The organism is Salinibacillus xinjiangensis (assembly GCF_009649735.1).
Taxonomy (GTDB): domain Bacteria; phylum Bacillota; class Bacilli; order Bacillales; family Alkalibacillaceae; genus Salinibacillus; species Salinibacillus xinjiangensis.
This window is the reverse complement of sequence record NZ_WJNH01000009.1, coordinates 170,884-192,827: the sequence shown is the minus strand read 5'-3', so window position 1 is coordinate 192,827 and position 21,944 is coordinate 170,884. Positions and strand designations below refer to the sequence as shown.

Here is a 21,944-nt window from a genome sequence, read left to right as displayed (position 1 = left end):
CCCCTTTAACCATATAGTCCCCATTGACAATCATTGATTCGATACGCGGCTGTTTTTTCAGCCGCATTTTTTTTGTAAAGAAAACTTGGCTAGCGCCAAGCCGTAAGGCGCCGGTGATTGCCTAGTTGCACTTATACTATCTACCGATTTAACTTATAAATTCTGATAGTAGTACAAAAGAACTTGTCCAAAATTCCTCCTTTACAAAAAGTCCTTTTTAGGTATAAAATAATGAATGCAGCACACGGGGCATTAGCTCAGTTGGGAGAGCGCTTCGCTGGCAGCGAAGAGGTCAACGGTTCGAGCCCGTTATGCTCCATTCTTAATATTCGGCTTAGGTCAAAGCTAATTAAGCTTTGACCTTTTTATTTTCCTTGAAATTTTTCTGAAAAGTATTAACAACTACCTCCCCTGCTCTGCATATGTCTCAACACAAGTATTTCCCTTTCCAACTTTCACTAATTTTTTTCCAATAATTTATCCCCTTACTCAACACAAAACTAGGAAACAATATAACCAAGTGAAAACTTAGCATAAAGGGGAAATGATCATGTTTCAATCCCATCGACTAGAACAAACAGAAAATGGCTTTAATGTCATTTTATATTTAGATCAGAATATGTCAGAGTTTGCAACTGAATTAGGTACAAAGCAAACCGAAGAGAAAGAAACTGAACTTCAAAAAGGGGCTATGGATTATCTCCGTAAAAGAGTCCCTAATTTAAAAATAAACGCCATAAAAGTTGTGATGGGTTCCATCATGATTGCATCCATTCCTCTTACTCAAAGCGCTTTTGCAAATCCTGTGGAGGCTAGTCAAGTTACACAGGTTGAAAATAACCAGATTACTTACACCGTATCCAGTGGTGATACGTTATATTCCATAGCCCAAAAATTTAATGTGAAGATTGATCTTATTAAATCCCTTAACAACCTTCCTGGTAACACCATTAAGGTAGGAGAGGGCTTAATCATTCCTAGTACAAGCTATTCTGTAAAAGCCGGGGATACCTTGTATAGCATTGCAACAAAATATAACCTCTCCGTTGATACAATAATGGAAATTAATAAGCTCGAGAGCACAACAATCAAAATAGGACAAACACTTACCATTCCATCAAATGAATTAGCCAGCATGCCCGCTCCATCCAAGCCCGTATTAGTGGAGACCTCTCATACTGTAAAGGCCGGAGACACCTTGTATGGAATAGCTAATCAGTATGGAGTGTCGGTGGATCAGCTAAAGCACGCTAATGGGCTAACAGGCAACACCATCCAAGTCGGGCAAGCACTAGCCATTCCAAAAGCAAACGAAACAACAACTGCACCCGCACCTGTTCAGCAGACTACTACTCAAATTACGCAAGTGGAGGATGACACCTACACAGTTAAGAGTGGGGACACTTTAATTGGTATTGCCACCCTACACAATATATCAGTCGATGCACTAAAAAAAGCCAATAGTCTAAGCACAGATTTAATTCAAGTGGGTCAAATTTTATCCATTCCAAATGATGCACCAGCACAGGAGGCTGTGAAAAAGCCAACCATCCATGTTGTTCAAACAGGGGAATCCTTATCATCGATTTCTAATAAATACAGTATGCCAATAGATGATATAAAAGCAATCAATGGACTATCAGGAGATACGATTTATGTTGGACAAAGCTTGAGGTTGGACGGAGCCTCCCAAACCTCAACGGCACAGAACCAAATCTCCTATAAAACCCATACTGTAGAGTCGGGTGATACGATATGGGCACTCAGTGTGAAATATGGCATTCCACAGGCAGAGCTGTTAAAGGCAAATCATTTAACGACAAGCTCTCCTTTATCAATCGGACAAAAGCTGCAGGTTCCTGTTCACGAAATTGCTGTTCAACCTACTGTTAGTGAAAAACATGGGGAATTTCTAGACTGGTGGACAGAGGCCCAATACGTTTTCCCGATAAATTCGACAGCTAAAGTGACTGATTTTCAGACCGGAAAGTCCTTTTATGTCAAAAGGACGATTGGAGCCAATCACGCGGATGTTGAGCCAGTCTCAGCAAAAGATACCTCTATCATGAAGGAGGTTTGGGGTGGCAGCTTTAGTTGGGTAGAACGAGCTGTTATTGTTGAAGTAGACGGAAGAAAAATTGCCGGCTCCATGACCTCTATGCCTCATGATGTTCAGTATATTAAGGACAACAACTTTAACGGTCACACAGACATTCATTTTAAAAATAGCACTCGACATAAGGATGGACAAATCAATGCTCGACACCAACAACAAGTCCAAATTGCAGCTGGTATTACTCAGCCATAAAAGTGGATACGACTTCATATAACATGGAGTCGTATTTCCGTTTTTGAAAATGAAACCTATAGGTGAATTGACTCGTATAACCTTTAGAAAGGAGATGAAGACATGGGACTTGAAGATATTAATTGGGCGCTTATTGCCCCGCTTATCATTGTGGAAATGATCCTATTAGCCGTTGCACTTATAGATTTAATTCGTATAGAAGAAACCAATGGCCCCAAATGGGTTTGGGCTGTGATTTGTATTTTTATTAGCTTAATTGGCCCTGTACTCTATTTTATTTTTGGAAGGAGGCAGTAAAATGTCCTTAATCGCAGTTAACGGACTTTCCAAAGCCTTTGATGGAAAACAAGTCGTGAAGGATTTAACGTTTCAATTAGAGCCTGGTAAATGTGTGGCCCTACTCGGCCCCAATGGAGCAGGAAAAACAACTACCCTTCGTCTCCTTGCTGGTTTTACTCGGCCAACGGAAGGTAATATTACGTTTGATGAACAATCCCTCTCCACAGATATACGAAATTATGTTGGGTATTTACCTCAGTTTCCCGTATTCCATAATTGGATGACTGGCATGGAATTTTTAATTTATGTTGGGCAATTATCGTATTTATCGAAGTCAGAAGCGACTGAACGAGCCTCCCAGCTCATGGACCGCGTTGGCATTGGGGATGCCAAGAAACAACGAATTGGAAAATACTCAGGAGGAATGCGGCAACGATTAGGAATCGCCCAAGCTTTGATGAATAAGCCCAAGCTTATCATGCTTGATGAACCAGTGTCAGCGCTTGACCCGATTGGTCGTCGTGAGGTTTTAAACCTAATGAACGAACTCAAGAAGGACGCGACAATCCTGTTTTCTACCCATATCCTAAATGATGCTGAAGAAGTTAGTGATGAGCTTTTGTTACTTCACCGTGGGGAACTAGTAGAACAAGGTTCATTAGATCAACTGAACAACCTCCACCAAACAGGTAAAATTGAGCTAACCTTTTCCGATAATCCTGATTCTCTTAAGGAAGATTTAGAAAAGCTTTCAACAGTTGAACATGTGGACGTCCACAACCGTTCAGTCAATATTATCACGTCAGATGAAGATGCTACCAGAAAAGAACTTTTACAATATGTCACAGCCAAAGATTTACCACTGACTAAATACGAGGTAGCCAAAACGACATTAGAGGATTTATTTATGAAGGTGGTGAGTAAATAATGCAGTGGAGTGTGATTTTCAAAAAAGAGATGGTGGAATACGTCCGTAATGTCAAATGGATTTGGGTACCGATTGTCTTCCTCATCTTTGGAATTATGGATTTAATTACTACCTATTATTTACCCAAAATCATTGAATCAGTCGGAGGAATGCCAGAAGGAGCCCAGGTCAACATCCCTACTCCTGCACCTGAACAAGCCTTTTTTATGAGTATAGGTGAATATGGAACCATGGGAATTCTCATCATCGCCCTTGTGTCTATGGGGTTAATAGCTGGCGAACTAAAAAGTGGCGTATACGAACTCGTTCTATCTAAGCCAGTGAAATACTCAAATTATGTCACTGCAAAGTGGGCAGCATTATCCACATTAATCCTAACCTCTTTATTTATCGGATTATTAGCAGGCTGGTATTATGCCAATATTCTTTATGGAGACGTTTCATTCGGCACATTCATAGGAACCTTTCTTATCTATAGCATTTATATATTGTTCTTTATCACTATCAGTGTTTTTGTAAATACATGGTTTAAACGACCAGGAATGGTACTGTTTGTCTCCCTTTTATTCATTATTTTAGTAAACATCATCACCAGTATATTTGGCCACTACCTAACTTGGAGCCCAGGGCATTTATCCTCTTATTTGAATGGGTATATCCATACTGGAAATGTCACAGGAGATTTATGGGGAACGCTTGCGACAACGTTGTTTTTAATCGTCATTCTTCTGTTTTCAGCTGTTACCGTTTTAAAGAATAAGGAAATGTAAAAAGGCGCATCGTGCGCCTTTTGTGTATCTGGACTTGTTTTTTTGAATATAATTAAATAGATCACTCAAGGGGGAATGAAATTGGTGGACATGAAGAACAACATGGTCATTCCAGGATGTATGTTTCTTGGAATAGGGGTAGGTTTTGCATTTGGCAATACGGCTGCAGGCCTTTTTATTGGTTTAGGAGTTGGATTTGTTTTACATACTTTATTAGCTTATCTTTCTAATAAAAAAAGGACCTAAAAACAAAAGAGAGGCATTTGTTTTCTGAAAGTAAAAACGCATGCCACTTTTTATTGATTGCCACCACCGCCGAAATGGTTACTTCGAATGTACGATTCTGTATCACTTATAGCACGATTACGACTATGATTATTTTGCTTCTTTAATTTCCCAGGATCTTTCACCTTATGCTTACGATCAAAAATCATCGCTACAACAAATACAACAGTAAGCGGAATTAGAATGTATAACCAGAGCACCTCATCACCCCTTTAGGTATATTTTAACATATCTTCTATACTTATTCTAATTTTCAGATTTTAAACCCTTAAGACTACCTTACATTTTTTAAGCGATTTTAGTCCATAATACGTAGAGATATCAAACTGGAAAGGTGGCAGTTCAATGGGCTTTATTCAACTTTTAAAAAAGGGTAATAAATCATCTGGTATCGCTGCCTTAGGAAATACATTGTTAGCTATAATCAAAGGGATAGCTGCAGCCATCAGTGGAAGTGGTGCCATGTTTGCTACCACCATACATTCCATTGCTGATGCGGTAAACCAAGGATTCGTTTATTTCGGGAGTGCACTGGCCGAGAAAGAACCTACCAAACGTTTTCCAACTGGGTTCGGGCGTGTTGTGAACCTTTTCGTTTTAGTTGCCGTAATTGTAATATCTATCATGGCTTATGAAACGATTCATAAAGGATGGGAAGTCATTCAACATCCTGAAGCATCCACAAACCTGTGGTTAAACGTAGGTGTATTAATCGTATCCATTATCGTTGATGGTTATATACTCATCAAAACGATGAAAGAAATTGCCCATGAGTCCCGCTCCTCTGCTACAGGTATGCAAATTATCCCTGAATCATTTAAAAATATTGGCTACGCCGCCCCACCTACACGACTTGTATTTTATGAGGATCTTGTAGCTACATTCGGCTCTTTAATAGCTCTCATATTTGTGTTGGTATCACACGTAACAGGACAATATTTTTGGGACGGAATCGGTACAATGTTAATCGGAGTCCTACTGATTGGCATTGCATTAAAAATTGGTTACGACAACACCATTGGACTCATTGGTGTTGCAGCGCCAGCAAGGGTAGAAGAAAAGGTAGTCGAAACCATTTTCAACGACAAGGCAGTTGTAGATATTAGCAAAATGAGAGTTGTTCAGGAAGGACGCCAATACCATGTGGAGGCATATATTGAACTAAAAAAGGGGCTCTCCCTAGCTGAGGCTGATGATATTAAATTCCGTGTTCGTGATAAAGTATTAGGGCTGCCTGATATTGATGATGTTGTGTTAGGCATAATTGAATCAGATGATAAACAAACGTGGCAAACTGATAAGAACAAGGGAGATGATGGGTCTGAGTAAGGTGAGAAAATTAGCAGATGACTGTCAACCACCCAACTGTTGACAGTCATCTTAAAATGGCTAAGCATTCATTTTAATTAAATCGTAGCACCAATCAATCACCTGCATATTCTTAATGGTATCTTCTCCTGTATATCTAGGCTCGGTGTCATTTAATATAGCGTATGCGAAATGTTCAACCTCTTCCTTATACTGATCCTTTACGATTCTTTCTTCGCGAACGTCCCCCTCTTTGTCCACGATAACCAAACCTTCATGGTCATGCTTATCAGGTCGATAAGCGCGTGGCACAGATATAACGCCCTTCGTTCCTACCACCTCATACTGAGGACGAAATGGCATGTTAAAGCTACAGTCAAACATAGCTTTGACGCCCTTTTTCATTTCCAACATACCAAGTGTAGTCGTATCTACACCAAAATTAGGATCAATTTCTGATTTGACAAATATATTTTCTGGTTCATCTTCAAGAATGTTGCGAATAGAGTGAATGCAATAGCTGCCAATATCATAAAGACAGCCGCCCCCCATTAGTGGATTCATTCGAATGTTTTCCTCTGGGTAATCCATATAAAAGGAGAAGCTTGCGCGCATTAGCTGAACCTCACCGATTTCACCTGATGCAATAATTTCTTTAACACGGTCGTGCTGAGAGTGAAACTGATACATAAAAGCTTCCATATATTTAACCTTATTGGTCTTACAAGCATTTACCAATTCCTTCGTTTCCGCTACATTTAATGCAGCCGGTTTTTCAGATAGGACATGCTTCCCTTTCTCAGCTGCTTTTTTCACCCATTCCATATGTAGATGGTTAGGTAACGGAATATATACAGCATCAATCTCAGGGTCATCTAATAATGCTTCGTAGCTTTCATACACCTTAGGAATATCAAACTTGGCAGCAACCTCCCCCGCTCTACCACTACTGCTTGCAATCGCAACCGTTTCAGCATTTTCCGCGCGCTCAGTGGCGGGTATTAAAGCACTTTGGGCGATTCCTGCTGTACTTAGTATTCCAAAGCGAATTTTTGGCATCTTGAGTTCCTCCTTAATTTATTACACACGAAAGGCTTTTAGCCCTTCGTTTAGCTCCTTTGTTTGAGAATAAACCTGTTTATATATTTTGAATAGATACTTGTATTTTTCTACATTTTCTCGAATTGGCTCATAGGTATTCACCGAATCAAGAAATACATCTGCACATTCTTCTAAGGAGTTAAACCAACCGGCACCATATGCCGCAAGCATCGCTGCGCCCATGCCTGGTCCTTGTTCACTGGATAGCTTTACAATTTTAGCATCAAAAATATCAGCCTGCATTTGCAGCCATGTTTCATTTTTTGCTCCGCCACCAATAGAAACTATGGTATCTATAGTTTTTCCATTGTTACGGAAGATTTCAATGGACTCAGCAAGTGAGAAGGTAATGCCTTCTAACACAGAACGGGTAAAATCCTTACGTTCATGGTTACTTGACACACCGACAAAGCTTCCACGAATATTCGCATCAGCGTGCGGGGTCCTTTCCCCTACAAGGTAAGGTGTAAACAACAACCCATTTGCACCAATTGGAACATGCTTTACATCCTCTAATAACGTTTCGAAATCTTCATTTGGAGCAAAGGTGTCCTTAAACCAGGTTAAGCTATAGCCTGCTGCTAATGTAACCCCCATGGTATAAAAGGCATCTGCTTTTCCGTGGTTAAAATAATGCACCTTACCACCAAAGTCAAGATTGTTCTTTTCTTCATAGGAAAGAACAACACCTGAAGTCCCAATGCTACACATCGTTTTTCCATTTGAAGTAATACCGGAACCAATCGCTCCACAAGCATTATCAGCTCCACCAGCAAATACTTTCGTAGCCTTAGACAAACCTGTTTTTTCCGCAAACGACTCAGTAATGGTTCCCACACATTCATGAGAAGCTACTAAAGGTGGACAAATATCCTCAGAAACACCAGTCAACTCGCACATTTCCGAGCTCCAAGCCTTTTCACCAACATTTAAGAGAAGAGTTCCAGCCGCATCCGAATAATCCATATGAATTTGATTCGTCATACAATAACGCAAATAATCCTTAGGCAAAACAAACACACTTGCCTTTTCAAACAGATCTGGTTCATTCTCTTTAACCCATAATATCTTTGGTAAAGTAAATCCTTCAAGCGCGGGGTTTTTGGTAATCTCCAGAAGTCTTTCACTGCCTACTCTTTCGTAAATTTCTTCACATTGTCTTGTGGTACGAGTATCATTCCACAGAATGGCCTGACGAAGGACTTCGTTTTCTTTATCTAGTAAAACTAGTCCGTGCATCTGTCCTGAATAGCTGATTCCCTCAATTTGTTTGACATCACCATCGAAGTTTTGGACGAGCTCCGCTAGTGCTTCTGTGGTTTTTTCTACCCAATGTTCAGGATCTTGTTCACTGTACCCTGATTTTTCTTGAATCAGTGGGTAAGACTTTGATATTTCTTTGCAGACTTCACCCTGTTGATTCATAAGTATAACTTTTACTGCACTTGTTCCTAAGTCAACACCGATTACATATTTCATGCTAGAACCATCCTTTATGTGGAATTTATTTAGTCTTAAAATGGATATGACTATGCAAGGGCAGGTCTCCCTTAGCCTCAAGCATAGTCATTCACTCGATGATTATTTTGCAAACTCTTGTAATAAATGTTGATTAATGGTTGCCTTTAAGAACTCTTGTCGACCAGACTTGTGTTGGATATCGCCTAATTCAAGCGCATATTTTTCAAGTGAGTGGAAGTCAGCTTTTCCTTCAACAATATCCTTGCCAATTCCCTCTGAAAAGCTTGCATAACGATCAGCTACAAAATTATCTAACACTTTGTCCTCAATTAAACGATGAGCAACACGTAGTCCTACAGCAAAGCTATCCATTCCTGCAATGTGTGCATGGAAAAGATCATCTGCCTCAAAGGAGCCTCTTCTCACTTTTGCGTCAAAGTTTAATCCTCCTCGACCTAATCCATCATTCTTCAAGATTTCATACATAGCTAGTGTTGTTGAATATAGGTCTGTTGGGAATTCATCTGTATCCCAACCAAGTAAAGTGTCTCCTTGGTTTGCATCCACAGAACCTAACATACCATTAATTCGAGCTGTTCTTAGCTCATGCTCAAACGTATGACCTGCTAGTGTAGCATGGTTAGCTTCAATGTTAAATTTAAAGTGATCTTGTAAATCATATTTTTGTAAGAAGCTTAGACCTGTTGCCACATCAAAATCATATTGGTGCTTCGTAGGCTCTTGAGGCTTTGGTTCAATTAAGAATTGTGCATCAAAGCCAATTTCTTTCGCATAGTCCACAGCCATATGGAAGAAACGACCTAGGTTATCAAGCTCTAACTTCATGTCAGTATTTAGTAGGGTTTCATACCCTTCACGACCACCCCAGAATACATAATTCTCTCCACCAAGGCGCTTACCAATTTCTAAGCCCTTCTTCACTTTCGCCGCAGCATGAGCGTACACATCCGCATTATTTGACGTTGCTGCTCCGTGTACGAATCGAGGATGTGTGAACATGTTCGCTGTGTTCCAAAGTAACTTAGTCTTACTAGTTTTCATATATTCTTCAATCATGTCTACAACTGTATCTAAGTTTTCTAGGGTTCCCTTTAAGTTATCACCCTCTGGAGCAATGTCAATATCATGGAAACAGAAGTATGGAACATTCATTTTTTCGAAGAATTCAAATGCTGCTTCCACACGCGCCTTTGCTAAATCCATTCCTTTTAGGTAATCCCATGGACGTTTCATGTTGCCTGAACCAAATGGATCTGAACCATCAAATGTAAATGTATGCCAGTAAGAAACTGCGAAACGAAGATGTTCTTCCATTGTTTTGTTTCCGACTTTTTCTTCTGGATTATAGAATTTAAATGAAAATGGATTACTAGAGTTTGCGCCTTCAAATTTTACTGGTTTAATATTTTCAAAGTATGCCATAGTTTATTTCCTCCTAGATTGTTGTGTTTATCAAGTGTTTATGCTGCACGCTTTTTACTAGAGATGTCTAGCCATACAGCTAAAATTAAAATTAAACCTTTAACAATAAATTGCCAGAATGTCTCAATGTTCATCATGCTCATGCCGTTATCGATACTTGCCATAATGAGGGCACCAATAAGAGCACCAACAATTTTACCTTTACCACCCATAAGACTTGTACCACCGATAACACAGGCAGCAATAGCATCAAGCTCATACATTTCACCAGCACCAACTGTTGCCGCATTTAAACGGCTGGTTAAGATTAAACTAGCTACTGCTGCTAAGGCACCCATCAAGATAAATACCCATAGCACGTTACGCTTAATATTGATACCAGAGAGTGCTGCAGCCTCTTCATTACCACCAATCGCATAGACTGAACGCCCAAAGGCTGTTTTTGAGGAAATAAAGATAAATAAAGCAGCTAGTCCAACAACGATTAGCATTGGAGTTGGAATTCCAAGGTAACGGTTTAGCATGTACACAATTCCCATTGTAAAGATGGAGTACACTGCTATTTTTCCGTAATCAATAAATCCTGGTGTTAAGGCTAAACCGAGATTTGCTCGTTTTGAGCGGTTCTTAATTGTGAAGAAAATCAATAAAACGATCCCTATTATCGCCAGAATGTAACCAATTGAATATGGTAGATAGCTGTTTCCTAACTGTTTAAATCCACCCTCTAGAGGTGCAACTGTTTGACCTTGGCTAATTCCGACTAAGATACCGCGGAAAATTAACATTCCGCCAAGTGTTACAATAAAGGCAGGAACGCCACGGTAAGCTACCCACCAACCCTGCCACAAACCAAGTAGGGCACCAACAATTATGGTGACAAGGAATACTGATAAAGTGTCCCATCCATACCAGACCTGTAAAATGGCTGCAATACCTCCTGTTAACCCAACTAAAGAACCTACGGATAAATCAATATGGCCTGCAACAATGATTAATGTCATTCCAATAGCCAATACCGCAATAACAGACATTTGGTTGAATAAGTTTGAAAGGTTTCGAGATGATAGGAATTCACCGTCTGTAAAAATACTAAAGATAATAGCAATTAACACAAGCGCAATGGCTAGTGTATATGCCTGCATATCAAACTTAAAACTAAGCTTTTTTTCCTGCACATTTTCATTTAAACTAGTGGACTGTTGACTTTGCATCTTTTTTCCCTCCTGTTGCAAGCGCCATAATCTTTTCTTGCGTAGCCTTTTTTCGATCAAACTGTCCTGCTACAGTACCTTCAGACATGACCACTACACGGTCCGACATCCCAAGTACTTCAGGAAGTTCAGAGGAGATTATTACAATTCCTACTCCCTCTTCAGCTAATTCATTAATGATTTTATATATCTCATATTTGGCTCCGACATCAATACCACGTGTTGGTTCATCCAGAATTAACACTTTAGGATTGTTTAAAATCCATTTGCTTAAGACAACCTTTTGCTGGTTACCCCCACTTAACTGTCTAACTGCTGTTTCTAAATTTGGTGCTTTCAGTTTCATTTTTTTCGTGATTTCTTCTGATTTTTGTAACTCTAAGTTGTGATCAATCAACTTAAATTTCATCACTTTGTTTAAGGCGGCCATGGTTGTATTTTGCTTAATATCCATGCCCAACACTAAACCGAAACGTTTTCTATCCTCCGAAACATACGCTATTCCTGCATTAATTGCATCACTCGGTTTTTTTACTTTTAATTCTTTTCCTTCTAGTAACACTGTTCCTTCCTTCTTACCCTCGTAGCCGCCAAAGATACTTGTAAATAGCTCCGTTCTTCCGGCCCCCATTAATCCTGAGATACCTAGAATTTCACCTTTTCTGAGGTTAAATGCTGCATTATCAATGACTTTCTTTCCAGTTTGAGAGTCTATTACCGAATAGTTTTTCACTTCCAAAATATTATCGCCTATTTGACGAGGCTCATATGGGAAAAGCTCGGTCAGCTCACGACCAACCATTTTGGTCACAATTTTTTCCTCAGAGAGCTCTCCAATTGGGTCCGTACTAATGGTTTGACCATCTCGTAACACCGTAACGTGATCAGCTAACTCCATAACCTCACCAAGTTTATGAGAAATATAGATACAAGTAACTCCTTTAGATTTTAAATCTTTTAAAATATCCATGAGCACTTCCACATCAGATTCTGTAAGGGCTGCTGTGGGCTCATCTAAAATCAAAATATCCGTTTTCTTGGTTAACGATTTTGCTATCTCAATTAACTGTTGTTTTCCAACAGATAGTTTTCCAACTTTAGTTCTTGGGTCAATATCCAACCCAATATAGTTCAACCACTTTTTTGATTCAGCATAAAGCTGATTGTAATCTATTACTTTTCGTTTCATTAAGTCATGACTTAAAAATAAGTTTTCGGCCACTGACATTTCTTCTATCAGTGCAAGTTCCTGGTATATAATCGATATTCCAACTTTTTGAGACTCTTTAATTGTACGAAATTCTACTTTTTTACCATCAACGTAAATATCCCCAGTATAGGAACCATAGGGATGAACCCCACTTAAAACCTTCATCAAAGTTGACTTTCCGGCACCATTTTCTCCGCACAACGCATGAATTTCACCTTTGTGCACAGAGAATGTCACGTTATCTAAGGCACGAACCCCTGGAAACTCCTTCGTGATTCCTTTCATCTGAAGAGCATAATCTCCCATTTTTTACCCCCCTTAAACTAAACATCTTGTAGGATATGGAAAGGGGAAATGAATCCCCTTTCATTTTTATTATTAAGGACGTTCAGGACGCTCTTCTTCTGGAACGTTTTCATAAACGTCATCAAAGGAGTGGAAACCATCTGCAACTACAGTATCCACAACATTATCCTTATTAACCATAATAGGATCAAGCTTAATAAAAGGAACTTCCATAGAACCGTTGTCAACTGAGCCATCCGCTTCTACTTCTTCACCTTTTGCAAGTTGTACTGCTACTTCAGCTGATTTTGTAGCGATACTTTTAATAGGCTTATATACTGTCATTGATTGTGTACCTTCTACAATTCGTTGTACTCCAGCTAAGTCAGCATCTTGGCCAGAAATTTCAACCTCACCTGCCAACCCTTGTGCATCAAGTGCCTGAATCGCACCACCAGCAGTACTATCGTTTGTTGCTACTACTACATCGATATCATTGTCATTAGCTGTTAAAGCATTTTCCATAATATTAAGCGCTTCGGATGCTTGCCAACCATCAGCCCACTGGTCACCAACAACTTCAATGTCTCCGCTGTCAATCAATGGTTGAAGAACATTCATTTGACCTTCTCTAAACATATGAGCGTTATTATCCTTAGGATCCCCACCCATTAAGAAGTACTTACCAGATGGAACCTGCTCTGTTAGGTACTCGGCTTGCATTTCCCCAACACGTACGTTATCAAAAGAAACGTAAGCATCAATTGTTGTGTTGTTAATTAGACGGTCATAAGCTAAAACTGGAATTCCTTGTTCTTGAGCTTTATCTACTACAGATGATAGAGCATCAGAGTTCACCGCAATAATAGCCAGTGCGTCAATTCCTTGGGACAGCATGTTTTCAATTTGAGACAATTGTTTTGCACTGTCACCATTTGCTGATTGTACTAATACTTCAGCGCCAAGTTCTTCTGCTTTTTCTGTGAAAATATCACGATCATGCTGCCATCTTTCTAGCTGTAAGTCGGACACAGAAAGACCGATAGTAAGTTTATCATCGCTTTCCCCACCCTCGTTATTACCTTCTTCACTAGAGTTATTGTTAGCAGCATCTTGCCCACAAGCGACTAATGCAAACGCTATCAATAATACAAACACTAGAGTTAACAAACGTTTCATTTTTTCTCCCCCTCAATATGTTTTGTAAGTGCTTTCAAAAGGAATTATAGCAATAAAAACTTAGTTTGTCTATTACATAAACAAAGTTTTTGTGATAGATTAATAATAGGAATTACGACTGTTTCAACTCAGATAAACTTATTTTTGCTATATTTAAGTAAATGCTTACTTAATTGTAAAGCCCATAGCATGAAACGGGGTGTAGATGAATGCAAACAACCACAGGGAACCAAAAACTAGTCAAACAAATTAATAAAAAGATTGTACTACAAACCATTAAAGATCACGGACCTATTTCTCGTGCAGACATTTCCCAGCAATCCCGGTTAAACAAAGGGACTGTTTCTTCATTGGTGTCTGAATTAATGGAAGAGCACTTAACATATGAATCAGGGATTGGAGAATCAAAAGGTGGCAGACGGCCTGTGATGCTCCTATTTAATGAACAAGCAGGATTTACAATTGGAATTGATTTAGGAGTAAATTATATCTTAGGTATATTAACAGATCTTCAAGGAACTATTGTTGAGAAAAAAGAGGTTAAGTATTTTGAAGGGGCAAAATATAAACTGATTATGAAATATCTATTCGAAGTAATTGAATATTTAATTAATACCGCTCCAGATAGTCCATATGGAATTGTAGGGATTGGAATTGGTGTTCCTGGTATCGTGAGTAAGGAAGGACATGTTCTCCTTGCACCTAATTTAGAATGGGATGATATTCCATTAAAGGAAATCGTAGAAAATGAATTTCATGTTCCTGTACTCATTGATAACGAAGCTAATGCTGGTGCTTATGGGGAAAAGCATCTAGGGGCTGGACAAAACCATCAGAACGTTGTATATGTAAGTGCCGGAATTGGAATTGGTGTTGGTTTAATTTTAAAGAATGAACTTTATCGGGGGTTAAATGGGTTTGCTGGTGAGTTTGGCCATATGAAAGTGGAACTTAATGGTACAAAGTGTCGATGCGGAAGTCATGGTTGCTGGGAAATGTACGCTTCAGAGCATACTTTACTAGAATTAGCCAAGAGTCATGACAGATATGTAAATGAAGAATTGAGCCTGGAGTATTTGGTTGAACAAGCAGACAAAGGAGACACAACTGCTCAGGATTTATTTGAGCATATCGCTAAGTACTTAGGTTATGGCATAAGCAATCTAATTAATAGTTTTAATCCAGAACAAATCATTATTGGTAATCGTCTTGCTGTGGCTAGAAAATGGATTGAAAAGCCAATGACAGAGATGATTCACGCTCATGCTCTTCGTTTTCATTTAAAGCCCTTGCAAATAGACTTTTCACAGCTATCAGTTTATTCAGCATCATTAGGGGTATCTACATTTGCTATTGAAAAATTTTTAAATAGAGAACTGCAAATGATTGAATAGTGATAAACCCATTGTCTCCTGTGTGTGACAATGGGTTTTTTTAGTTATTCTTTTGTGATGCCAAAGGTAAAGATAGTCTGCTTTTTATATACTTCGTCTGGGTTTACTATTATAGATGGCAAGTGTTTGTGATGTAAGGACGCGGGGGTTCCCTGTGTTTCTAAGCATAGGCCTAAGTACTTTTGAGAATCTCCACCTGTAAGCTTATGACCTGATTTTAAATTATTTGATGTGTATAAAACCACACCTGGTTGATTCGTCTCCACAGATAATATTCTACCACTCTCTATATCTTTAACCTCAGCTGAAACTTGCCTCTTATGATCAAATAGAAAATAATGATCATAGCCTTCACCTGCTATTCTATTTTGGTCTCCCCCATTTTGAATCCCCTCTTTTAACATGCGCTCATTTCGAAAATCAAATAAGGGATCACTTTCTACATCGATGATTTGCCCAGTTGGAATAAGCTCCTCATTAAGCTCGACAAATTGACGGCTATCGAGGGACACTTGATAGTTGTGAATGGCATGATTTACCTTTCCAGATAAATTAAAATAGGTATGATTTGTCATAGTTAGTGGGGTTTCTTTGTCAGTTGTCGCACTATAATCTAAAGTTAATTGATTATGTTGATTTAAGGTATAAATGACTTCAGTGTTGACGTTGCCCGGGAATCCCCCCTCCCCATCCTTACTGAGATAAGAGAGCTTAACCCCTACTTCTTCTTCGGTTTGAAACGTCTCATGATTCCATACCTGGCGATGAAACCCCTTTAAACCACTATGTAAGTTGTTAGGACCATCATTTTTTTCTAATTCAAAATCTTCTCCATATAGTTGAAAAGTCGCATTATGAATTCTTCCTGCCACCCGTCCAATTAACGCTCCAAAAAAGTTAGGATCAGTTTCATAATCCTCAATATTTTCATAGCCTAACACTATATTTTCTAATTTCCCTTCTCGATCAGGCACATATATTCTTGTAATAATACCGCCGTAATTTAACACATGCACTTCCATTCCATAGTCATTTCTTAACTTAATTAGTTTCCATTGGTTTTGAACTTCCTCTACCTCTTTATACATGTCATCATCTCCAGTTGGCATTGTTGGAATCGCTTACTGTTTACAGGGCTATTTTAGCATAGACAGTAGATTCAATAAATTTAATTTATCATTCCTTATTCTCGAAACATTTCACCTATATTCAACGTCTTATATAACAGGAGGGAGTTTGGATGAAGAAAGGAACAATAGGTCTTATCATTATTTTAGCTATTCTTTCGGCCTGCACTAATACAAACCTCGTACCAGATGAAAAAATTAACAAAATTGTTGTTACCAAAACCAGTGATAACACAAAGTATCAGTTCACCAACAAAGAAAATATCCAGCTATTTGAGGATACCTTTAGAGATGTCAGGAAGGTTGATGGGGTATTAGATATTCGAAAACAAGATTATGATGTAGTATTTTACTTTGATGATCATCAAGAAAAAACGTTATGGATGTGGCTATCAGAGGAGTCAGGGTTAGCAATGAATCCGAATAATACGCATGTGGGTTATGACTTGAATGTTAGCAACGTAGAGGCTTTACGTAATCTTGATTGGTCCAAATATAAAATGCCCCCAGAAGAATAAATCCCCTGAAGGCATTTTTTATATATTCATAATTAAGCCTTTTGCTCCTGTTTCCGAAGCTCAATACGACGAATTTTTCCGGAAGTCGTTTTTGGTAGTTCCTTAATAAATTCAATTTTACGTGGATATTTGTATGGCGCAGTTAATTTTTTTACGTGATCTTGAAGCTCCTTGATTAAGGACTCCTCTTCTTTGACGCTATCCTTTAATACCACAAAAGCCTTGACGACAGCACCGCGAACTTCATCCGGGCTGGCAACGACTGCACACTCTTGGACAGAGGAATGCTTGACTAATGCATCTTCCACTTCAAATGGCCCAATCGTATAGCCAGAGCTAATGATGATATCATCACTGCGTCCTTCAAACCAGAAGTAGCCATCCTCGTCTTTAGATGCTTGGTCCCCAGTGAGATAATAATCGCCACGACGGGACATTTTGGTTTTTTCTGGTTCCTTGTAGTAGTGCTTAAACAAGGCTGGGGTATCTAAGTGAACGGCAATGTCACCCGTTTCCCCCTGCTTGACCGGATTGCCATCTTCATCGACAATCTCCACAAGATTACCTGGTGTTGGTTTACCCATGGAGCCTGGTTTTACCTCCATGTCTTTCATGACACCGACAAGAAGTGTGTTTTCTGTTTGTCCATAGCCGTCTCGAACAGTTATATTAAAGTGCTTACGGAATGTATCAATAACTTCCACGTTCAAAGGTTCTCCAGCAGATACGGCACTATGAAGATTTGTAAGGTTATAGTCTGATAGATTATCAACCTTTGCCATAATTCGATATTCGGTTGGCGTACAGCACAACACATTCACATCATATTCATCGAGTAGGGTTAGGTATTTATTTGGGTCAAATTTGCCTGCATAAACAAAGCCTGTTGCCCCTGATCCTAACACTGATAGAAATGGACTCCAGAGCCATTTTGCCCAGCCAGGTCCAGCAGTGGCCCATACGGTATCCCCTTCATTAATGCAGAGCCAGTTGTTGGCAGCAGTTCTTAAATGGGCAAATCCCCATCCGTGGGTATGAACAACCCCTTTTGGGTTCCCAGTTGTTCCGGAAGTGTATGAAAGGAAAGACATATCATCACGTGTAGTATCCGCAATCTCTAGCTTGTCTTCCTCTGCATCACTTAAACTATCCAATAGTACCCAACCTTCTTTTTCTTGACCGACAACAAGTTTAGTCACTTGATCTATGTTGGATACCTTGTCAAATTCATCTGTAAAAGGAAAATAACTGATCACGGCTTTTGCTTCACCGTGATTAATACGATACTCAATATCCTTTGCACGCAGCATTTCCGAACTTGGAATCACTACAATACCAAGCTTTAAAGCTGCAACATAAATTTGATAGGCTTCAATTCGCCGAGGAATCATGACGAGGACTTTATCACCTTTTTGTAAGCCAAGACGGACGAAAGCGTTTCCAATTTTGTTGGCACTTTTCACTAAATCAACATATGTAATCTCATCTGTGTGCCCTTCGTCGTCCCGCCATTTTACCGCAACACGTTTGGGGTCGTCTGCAAATCGTTCAAACTCAGATACAATGTTATACTTTTCTGGCGCGATTAAATGATCTTGATTCATTACATTCCTCATCCCCTTTTTCAACTAAACTCACATCTTCATTCTATCAAAAACCGTCTGAAAATTTCAAATGGAATTTCAGTTCTGACTTTAATGCTCTAAAGCAATGGGGGACAGACCCTCACTGCTTTAGAGTGGTAAAGGATGTGGCGGGGCCATGTCCTTTTTATTCTCTTCGTTCCATAATATTAATACCTAATCCAATCATAATGACGCTCATTAACAGGAGAATGCTGACGGGATACATGACTTCTGTGAGTGATTGCCCGTATACCGTTACACTCTTAAGTCCTTCCATAATGTATGTGATCGGGTCGATTTTAGAAAGAGCGAGTAAGATTTTATTACTCACAATTTCAATTGGCCAGTATGACCCACCTATCATCGCCAAACTGACGGCGAGTAATGAAATCAAGCCTTGGAAGGTTTGAATGTTTTTAGACACCCCGACAATAAATACTGACAGTGAAACAATCGACAACACGTATGGAATAAGCACCACCAACGCCTCTCCAAATCCCCCGTGAAAGTCAACTCCAAATCCATACTTAAACACAGAGAATACAATTACAACCTGAATATACCCTAATACAAAGGCGTAACTTAGAATGCCCAGGTACATTTCCCACTTTTTCACTGGCGACAGGATAAACCGATCCCATATACCTTGCTCCCTTGCTACCGTTATTTGGAGGACATTAAAGGCAATCGTATAGATAACAAAAAAGACGGCAAACCCGAAGATGACTTGGAGCTGAGGATCATAGACAAAAGAATCCTCCCCAAAAAAGGTTTTCGTTTCAACAATAAACATCGGCTCTTCTAGTTGATTGATCACTTCATGCGCATTTATTTTATCTGATTCTAGCAGTCGTTCCTCTTGCAAATAACGCCCAAAGGCTTTTTGTACATTTTGCTCTAGTATTGGAAAGGTTGGGGCTTTGGTTGCCACTAACAGTTCATAATGATCATCGTATAAATATAAACCCGCTATCGCATCCCCTTCTCGAACCGCACGTACTACCTCTGCTTTTTCATTTTGTTCAAAGCTTTGGGTATCCGTTTCTTGTAAATATTCAATAACCTGCTCTGTTTTTTCCTCACCCATTTCACTATAAACCGGAACATATCCAGTATTAGAGCCTGTATTCCCTAGAAAAATCGCAAATAAGATACAAATACCTGTCATTAATAGAAAAGTGGCTGGGTTCCGTACGAGTAATTTGAGTTGAGCATATAAAATTCCCCTCATGATTGCTCCCCCCTTTTCGGAAAGACCAAGACTGCGGCTATGATTACAACGAAGGTCAAGGCTCCTAGCACCATTAATTCATCGACAATTTCATTCATTCCATATCCTTGTAAGGTAGCAAAAAAGGCTGTCATCCCAGCTCCATTTGGCGTGAAATTACCAATTAAATTAATAATATCTGATTTAATTGGATAAAAGCTTCCGCCTAAAAAGGCAAAGACGGTGACTATTGCATTCCCAAAGACCGTAGAAGATTTTTCAGATTGAAAACGATAATTTAGCGACACAACCAGTGAGGCGATTGCCCCAACCGTTATGCTCAATAAAGCTGCAATCAATAGGAATTGCCAAATGTTTGGCCAGGTTACACCAAAAACTACTACCGAAAAACCAAATAGAATCATCAACTGAGTAAAAGCTAGGAGTGAGCTTGCTAGTACCATTCCCACAAAATACCTCCACTTCGAAACATTCGCTAACAGGATGCGTTCAAAAACATGATCCCTTTTCTCCAAATATGCGTACGATCCCATTGTAGAGGCGATATAAAGCACAAACATGACACTCATTCCCACCACATAATAGGAGGTGGAGGTAATCGGTTCGACCATCGATACAGAAACGATGTCACCTCGAATTTCTTCTAACGATGGTTTTAAATCCCCTACGCCATTTCGCTCGAGTACGGTAGTCGTTCGCATTTCCTCTTCATACACGAGTAAAATATCTTGTAGCATTTCTGTCACCAGGTCCTCACTTTTGTTCACAAACAGGGTGAGCTGAGGTGTGTCACCTTCATTTAAAAAAGAGGATTTGGCTAACTGATAGCTAAATTGTTCTGGAACTTCGATGATTGCCGTATACTTCTCCTCTTTTTTCGCAGCCTCTACTTCTTCAGGGGCAATATCAACCACCGCAAACACATCCTGAAGCTCCTCACTACCTAATATCTCCTCCTTTAAAATTCGAATCGGTTGAAACTGATTTAAACCCTGAACTAGCTGCGTTTTTGCTTCTTCTGGAAGGGGCTGCTCCTCCCATTCATTAGCTAATTGAGTTAAATCAGCCTCCTCCTCTGTATGCTCCGCTATGGCAATCGTGGCGTCTATTTCAGGTATTCCCTGTGTCATCAAATCGCCAATGGAAAATTTGATAATAAAAACGAGCACAAGTGGCATGACGAGCAGCAGGGTGAAGTTGGTACGGTCTCGAACCATGAGACGGAACTGCTTTTTGATAATTGGCCAAATCATGTTCACCCCTCCTTAATCCCGTAGTGCTCGACCCGTTAAATGAAGAAAGACATCTTCAAGGGTAGGAGTTTGTATTTGCACAGATTTCAAAACTGTATTTGTCTCATTAGCCGTTTCAATGACAGTTTGGAAAAAGTCCATTTCTTTTGGCACAAGTAGGGTTAAACGTTTATCTTGTGCAGTAAGTTTATTAACTGAAGGGTGGTTTTCTAGGAGCTTAATCCAATCCCGCTTGATATCCTCGGCTTCGATTAGGATCGTTTGCTCTGCGGAAAGAATATGCTTAATTTCATCCTTCGATCCTGCAGCAATGATATGACCTTGATCCATAATGTAAATCCTGTCGCAAAGGTACTCCACCTCTTCCATGTAGTGGCTTGTGTATAGAATGGTAATGTTCTTCTCCTTGTTCAGTCGTTTCACCGTCTCTAAAATATAGTTTCTGGACTGGGGATCAATGCCGACTGTAGGTTCATCCATAAAAATGAGAGTGGGTTCGTGCAGGAGCGCGACGCCTATATTTAGTCGTCGCTTCATCCCACCTGAAAAGGTTTTAACCAATGCGTTTTGCTTTTCTTTTAATCCAATGATGTCTAAGACCTCTTCAATTTTTTGGGCAAGTTGATTCTTATCAATCTTATAAATTTTCCCGAAAAATTGTAGATTCTCTCTACCAGTTAAATTTTCATAGAGAGCAATTTCCTGTGGCACCACGCCTAAATGCTCCCTCAATTTTTGAGGTTTCTTCACAATACTTTCATTAAAATAACGCACATCACCGCTCGTCGGGGCAATAAGTGAGGAAATCATTGAAATAGTGGTCGACTTCCCAGCACCATTCGGACCTAGTAAACCAACAATCTCCCCCTGCTCCAAATAGAGATTCACCCCATCCACAGCTAACGTTTGTTTAAACTTCTTCTTCAGATCCATAACCTCTAACACCTAACCGCCTCCCTTTCATACTCCTATCATAAACAATAATCCCTAACTCTACATCACCCTCCAGTCACGAAAACACCCCA

At 39.5% G+C, this 21,944-nt stretch carries 20 protein-coding genes and 1 tRNA gene; 9 read left to right on the top strand and 12 right to left on the bottom strand.

The window, feature by feature from the left end:
• The first annotated feature begins 246 nt into the window (after positions 1 to 246).
• The 6 genes from GH754_RS14520 to GH754_RS14495 all read left to right on the top strand — a co-directional run bounded on the left by GH754_RS14520 (position 247) and on the right by GH754_RS14495 (position 4,531).
• A tRNA-Ala gene (locus tag GH754_RS14520) sits at positions 247 to 319 on the top strand.
• Positions 320 to 550: 231 nt separating this feature from the next.
• Entirely contained in the window at positions 551 to 2,308 is a 1,758-nt protein-coding gene (locus GH754_RS14515; RefSeq protein ID WP_194841367.1) for a LysM peptidoglycan-binding domain-containing protein, read from the top strand.
• A gap of 102 nt (positions 2,309 to 2,410) precedes the next feature.
• Positions 2,411 to 2,605: a PLD nuclease N-terminal domain-containing protein gene (locus GH754_RS14510; protein WP_153729401.1), complete on the top strand. Its 195-nt coding sequence runs from the start codon at positions 2,411 to 2,413 to the stop codon at positions 2,603 to 2,605.
• A gap of 1 nt (position 2,606) precedes the next feature.
• Positions 2,607 to 3,515 (top strand): ABC transporter ATP-binding protein, encoded by a 909-nt coding sequence (locus tag GH754_RS14505; RefSeq protein WP_153729400.1) that lies wholly within the window; start codon positions 2,607 to 2,609, stop codon positions 3,513 to 3,515.
• Complete coding sequence (locus GH754_RS14500; RefSeq protein ID WP_153729399.1) at positions 3,515 to 4,285, top strand: ABC transporter permease; 771 nt, start codon at positions 3,515 to 3,517, stop codon at positions 4,283 to 4,285. The genes GH754_RS14505 and GH754_RS14500 overlap by 1 nt, the downstream gene beginning before the upstream one ends.
• Positions 4,286 to 4,366: 81 nt before the next feature.
• Entirely contained in the window at positions 4,367 to 4,531 is a 165-nt protein-coding gene (locus tag GH754_RS14495; protein WP_153729398.1) for a hypothetical protein, read from the top strand.
• Positions 4,532 to 4,581: 50 nt separating this feature from the next.
• On the opposite strand, the gene GH754_RS14490 is transcribed toward GH754_RS14495, so the two are convergent.
• On the bottom strand, positions 4,582 to 4,770 hold the full coding sequence (locus GH754_RS14490) for a hypothetical protein (RefSeq protein WP_153729397.1): 189 nt from the start codon (positions 4,768 to 4,770) through the stop codon (positions 4,582 to 4,584).
• Between the two features lie 145 nt (positions 4,771 to 4,915).
• Between GH754_RS14490 and GH754_RS14485 the strand changes: the two genes are divergently transcribed.
• Entirely contained in the window at positions 4,916 to 5,899 is a 984-nt protein-coding gene (locus GH754_RS14485; protein ID WP_153729396.1) for a cation diffusion facilitator family transporter, read from the top strand.
• A 60-nt stretch (positions 5,900 to 5,959) separates the two neighbouring features.
• Here GH754_RS14485 and GH754_RS14480 read toward each other — a convergent pair whose 3' ends face one another.
• From GH754_RS14480 to xylF, 6 genes are all read right to left on the bottom strand, one after another.
• On the bottom strand, positions 5,960 to 6,937 hold the full coding sequence (locus GH754_RS14480) for a Gfo/Idh/MocA family protein (RefSeq protein ID WP_153729395.1): 978 nt from the start codon (positions 6,935 to 6,937) through the stop codon (positions 5,960 to 5,962).
• 21 nt (positions 6,938 to 6,958) lie between these two features.
• Positions 6,959 to 8,458 carry a xylulokinase gene (xylB, locus tag GH754_RS14475; RefSeq protein ID WP_153729394.1) on the bottom strand — a complete coding sequence of 500 codons (1,500 nt, stop codon included), beginning with the start codon at positions 8,456 to 8,458 and terminating at the stop codon, positions 6,959 to 6,961.
• A gap of 102 nt (positions 8,459 to 8,560) precedes the next feature.
• Positions 8,561 to 9,883, bottom strand: coding sequence for a xylose isomerase (gene xylA / locus GH754_RS14470; protein ID WP_153729393.1), 1,323 nt, complete (start codon positions 9,881 to 9,883; stop codon positions 8,561 to 8,563).
• 38 nt (positions 9,884 to 9,921) lie between these two features.
• A complete protein-coding gene (locus tag GH754_RS14465) occupies positions 9,922 to 11,097 on the bottom strand; it encodes a sugar ABC transporter permease (RefSeq protein ID WP_153729392.1) in 1,176 nt (391 codons plus the stop codon).
• Positions 11,075 to 12,613, bottom strand: coding sequence for a xylose ABC transporter ATP-binding protein (locus GH754_RS14460; protein WP_153729391.1), 1,539 nt, complete (start codon positions 12,611 to 12,613; stop codon positions 11,075 to 11,077). Before GH754_RS14460 ends, GH754_RS14465 begins: the two co-directional genes overlap by 23 nt.
• A gap of 72 nt (positions 12,614 to 12,685) precedes the next feature.
• Positions 12,686 to 13,771 carry a D-xylose ABC transporter substrate-binding protein gene (gene xylF / locus GH754_RS14455; protein ID WP_153729390.1) on the bottom strand — a complete coding sequence of 362 codons (1,086 nt, stop codon included), beginning with the start codon at positions 13,769 to 13,771 and terminating at the stop codon, positions 12,686 to 12,688.
• A 209-nt stretch (positions 13,772 to 13,980) separates the two neighbouring features.
• Between xylF and GH754_RS14450 the strand changes: the two genes are divergently transcribed.
• On the top strand, positions 13,981 to 15,165 hold the full coding sequence (locus GH754_RS14450; protein ID WP_153729389.1) for an ROK family protein: 1,185 nt from the start codon (positions 13,981 to 13,983) through the stop codon (positions 15,163 to 15,165).
• A 44-nt stretch (positions 15,166 to 15,209) separates the two neighbouring features.
• On the opposite strand, the gene GH754_RS14445 is transcribed toward GH754_RS14450, so the two are convergent.
• On the bottom strand, positions 15,210 to 16,253 hold the full coding sequence (locus tag GH754_RS14445) for an aldose epimerase family protein (protein WP_153729388.1): 1,044 nt from the start codon (positions 16,251 to 16,253) through the stop codon (positions 15,210 to 15,212).
• A gap of 152 nt (positions 16,254 to 16,405) precedes the next feature.
• Here GH754_RS14445 and GH754_RS14440 point away from each other — a divergent pair, with 152 nt between their 5' ends.
• Entirely contained in the window at positions 16,406 to 16,810 is a 405-nt protein-coding gene (locus tag GH754_RS14440; RefSeq protein WP_153729387.1) for a hypothetical protein, read from the top strand.
• 32 nt (positions 16,811 to 16,842) lie between these two features.
• Here the strand turns inward: GH754_RS14440 and mbcS are convergent, their stop codons facing one another.
• From mbcS to GH754_RS14420, 4 genes are all read right to left on the bottom strand, one after another.
• The gene (gene mbcS, locus GH754_RS14435; RefSeq protein WP_153729386.1) at positions 16,843 to 18,414 is read right to left on the bottom strand and encodes an acyl-CoA synthetase MbcS; all 1,572 of its coding nucleotides are present in this window, start codon (positions 18,412 to 18,414) and stop codon (positions 16,843 to 16,845) included.
• A gap of 166 nt (positions 18,415 to 18,580) precedes the next feature.
• Entirely contained in the window at positions 18,581 to 19,666 is a 1,086-nt protein-coding gene (locus tag GH754_RS14430; protein ID WP_153729385.1) for an ABC transporter permease, read from the bottom strand.
• Positions 19,663 to 20,919, bottom strand: a complete 1,257-nt coding sequence (locus GH754_RS14425; protein WP_153729384.1) for an ABC transporter permease — start codon at positions 20,917 to 20,919, stop codon at positions 19,663 to 19,665. The genes GH754_RS14430 and GH754_RS14425 overlap by 4 nt, the downstream gene beginning before the upstream one ends.
• A 12-nt stretch (positions 20,920 to 20,931) precedes the next feature.
• Positions 20,932 to 21,864 carry an ABC transporter ATP-binding protein gene (locus GH754_RS14420; protein WP_323742036.1) on the bottom strand — a complete coding sequence of 311 codons (933 nt, stop codon included), beginning with the start codon at positions 21,862 to 21,864 and terminating at the stop codon, positions 20,932 to 20,934.
• Positions 21,865 to 21,944: the final 80 nt, after the last annotated feature.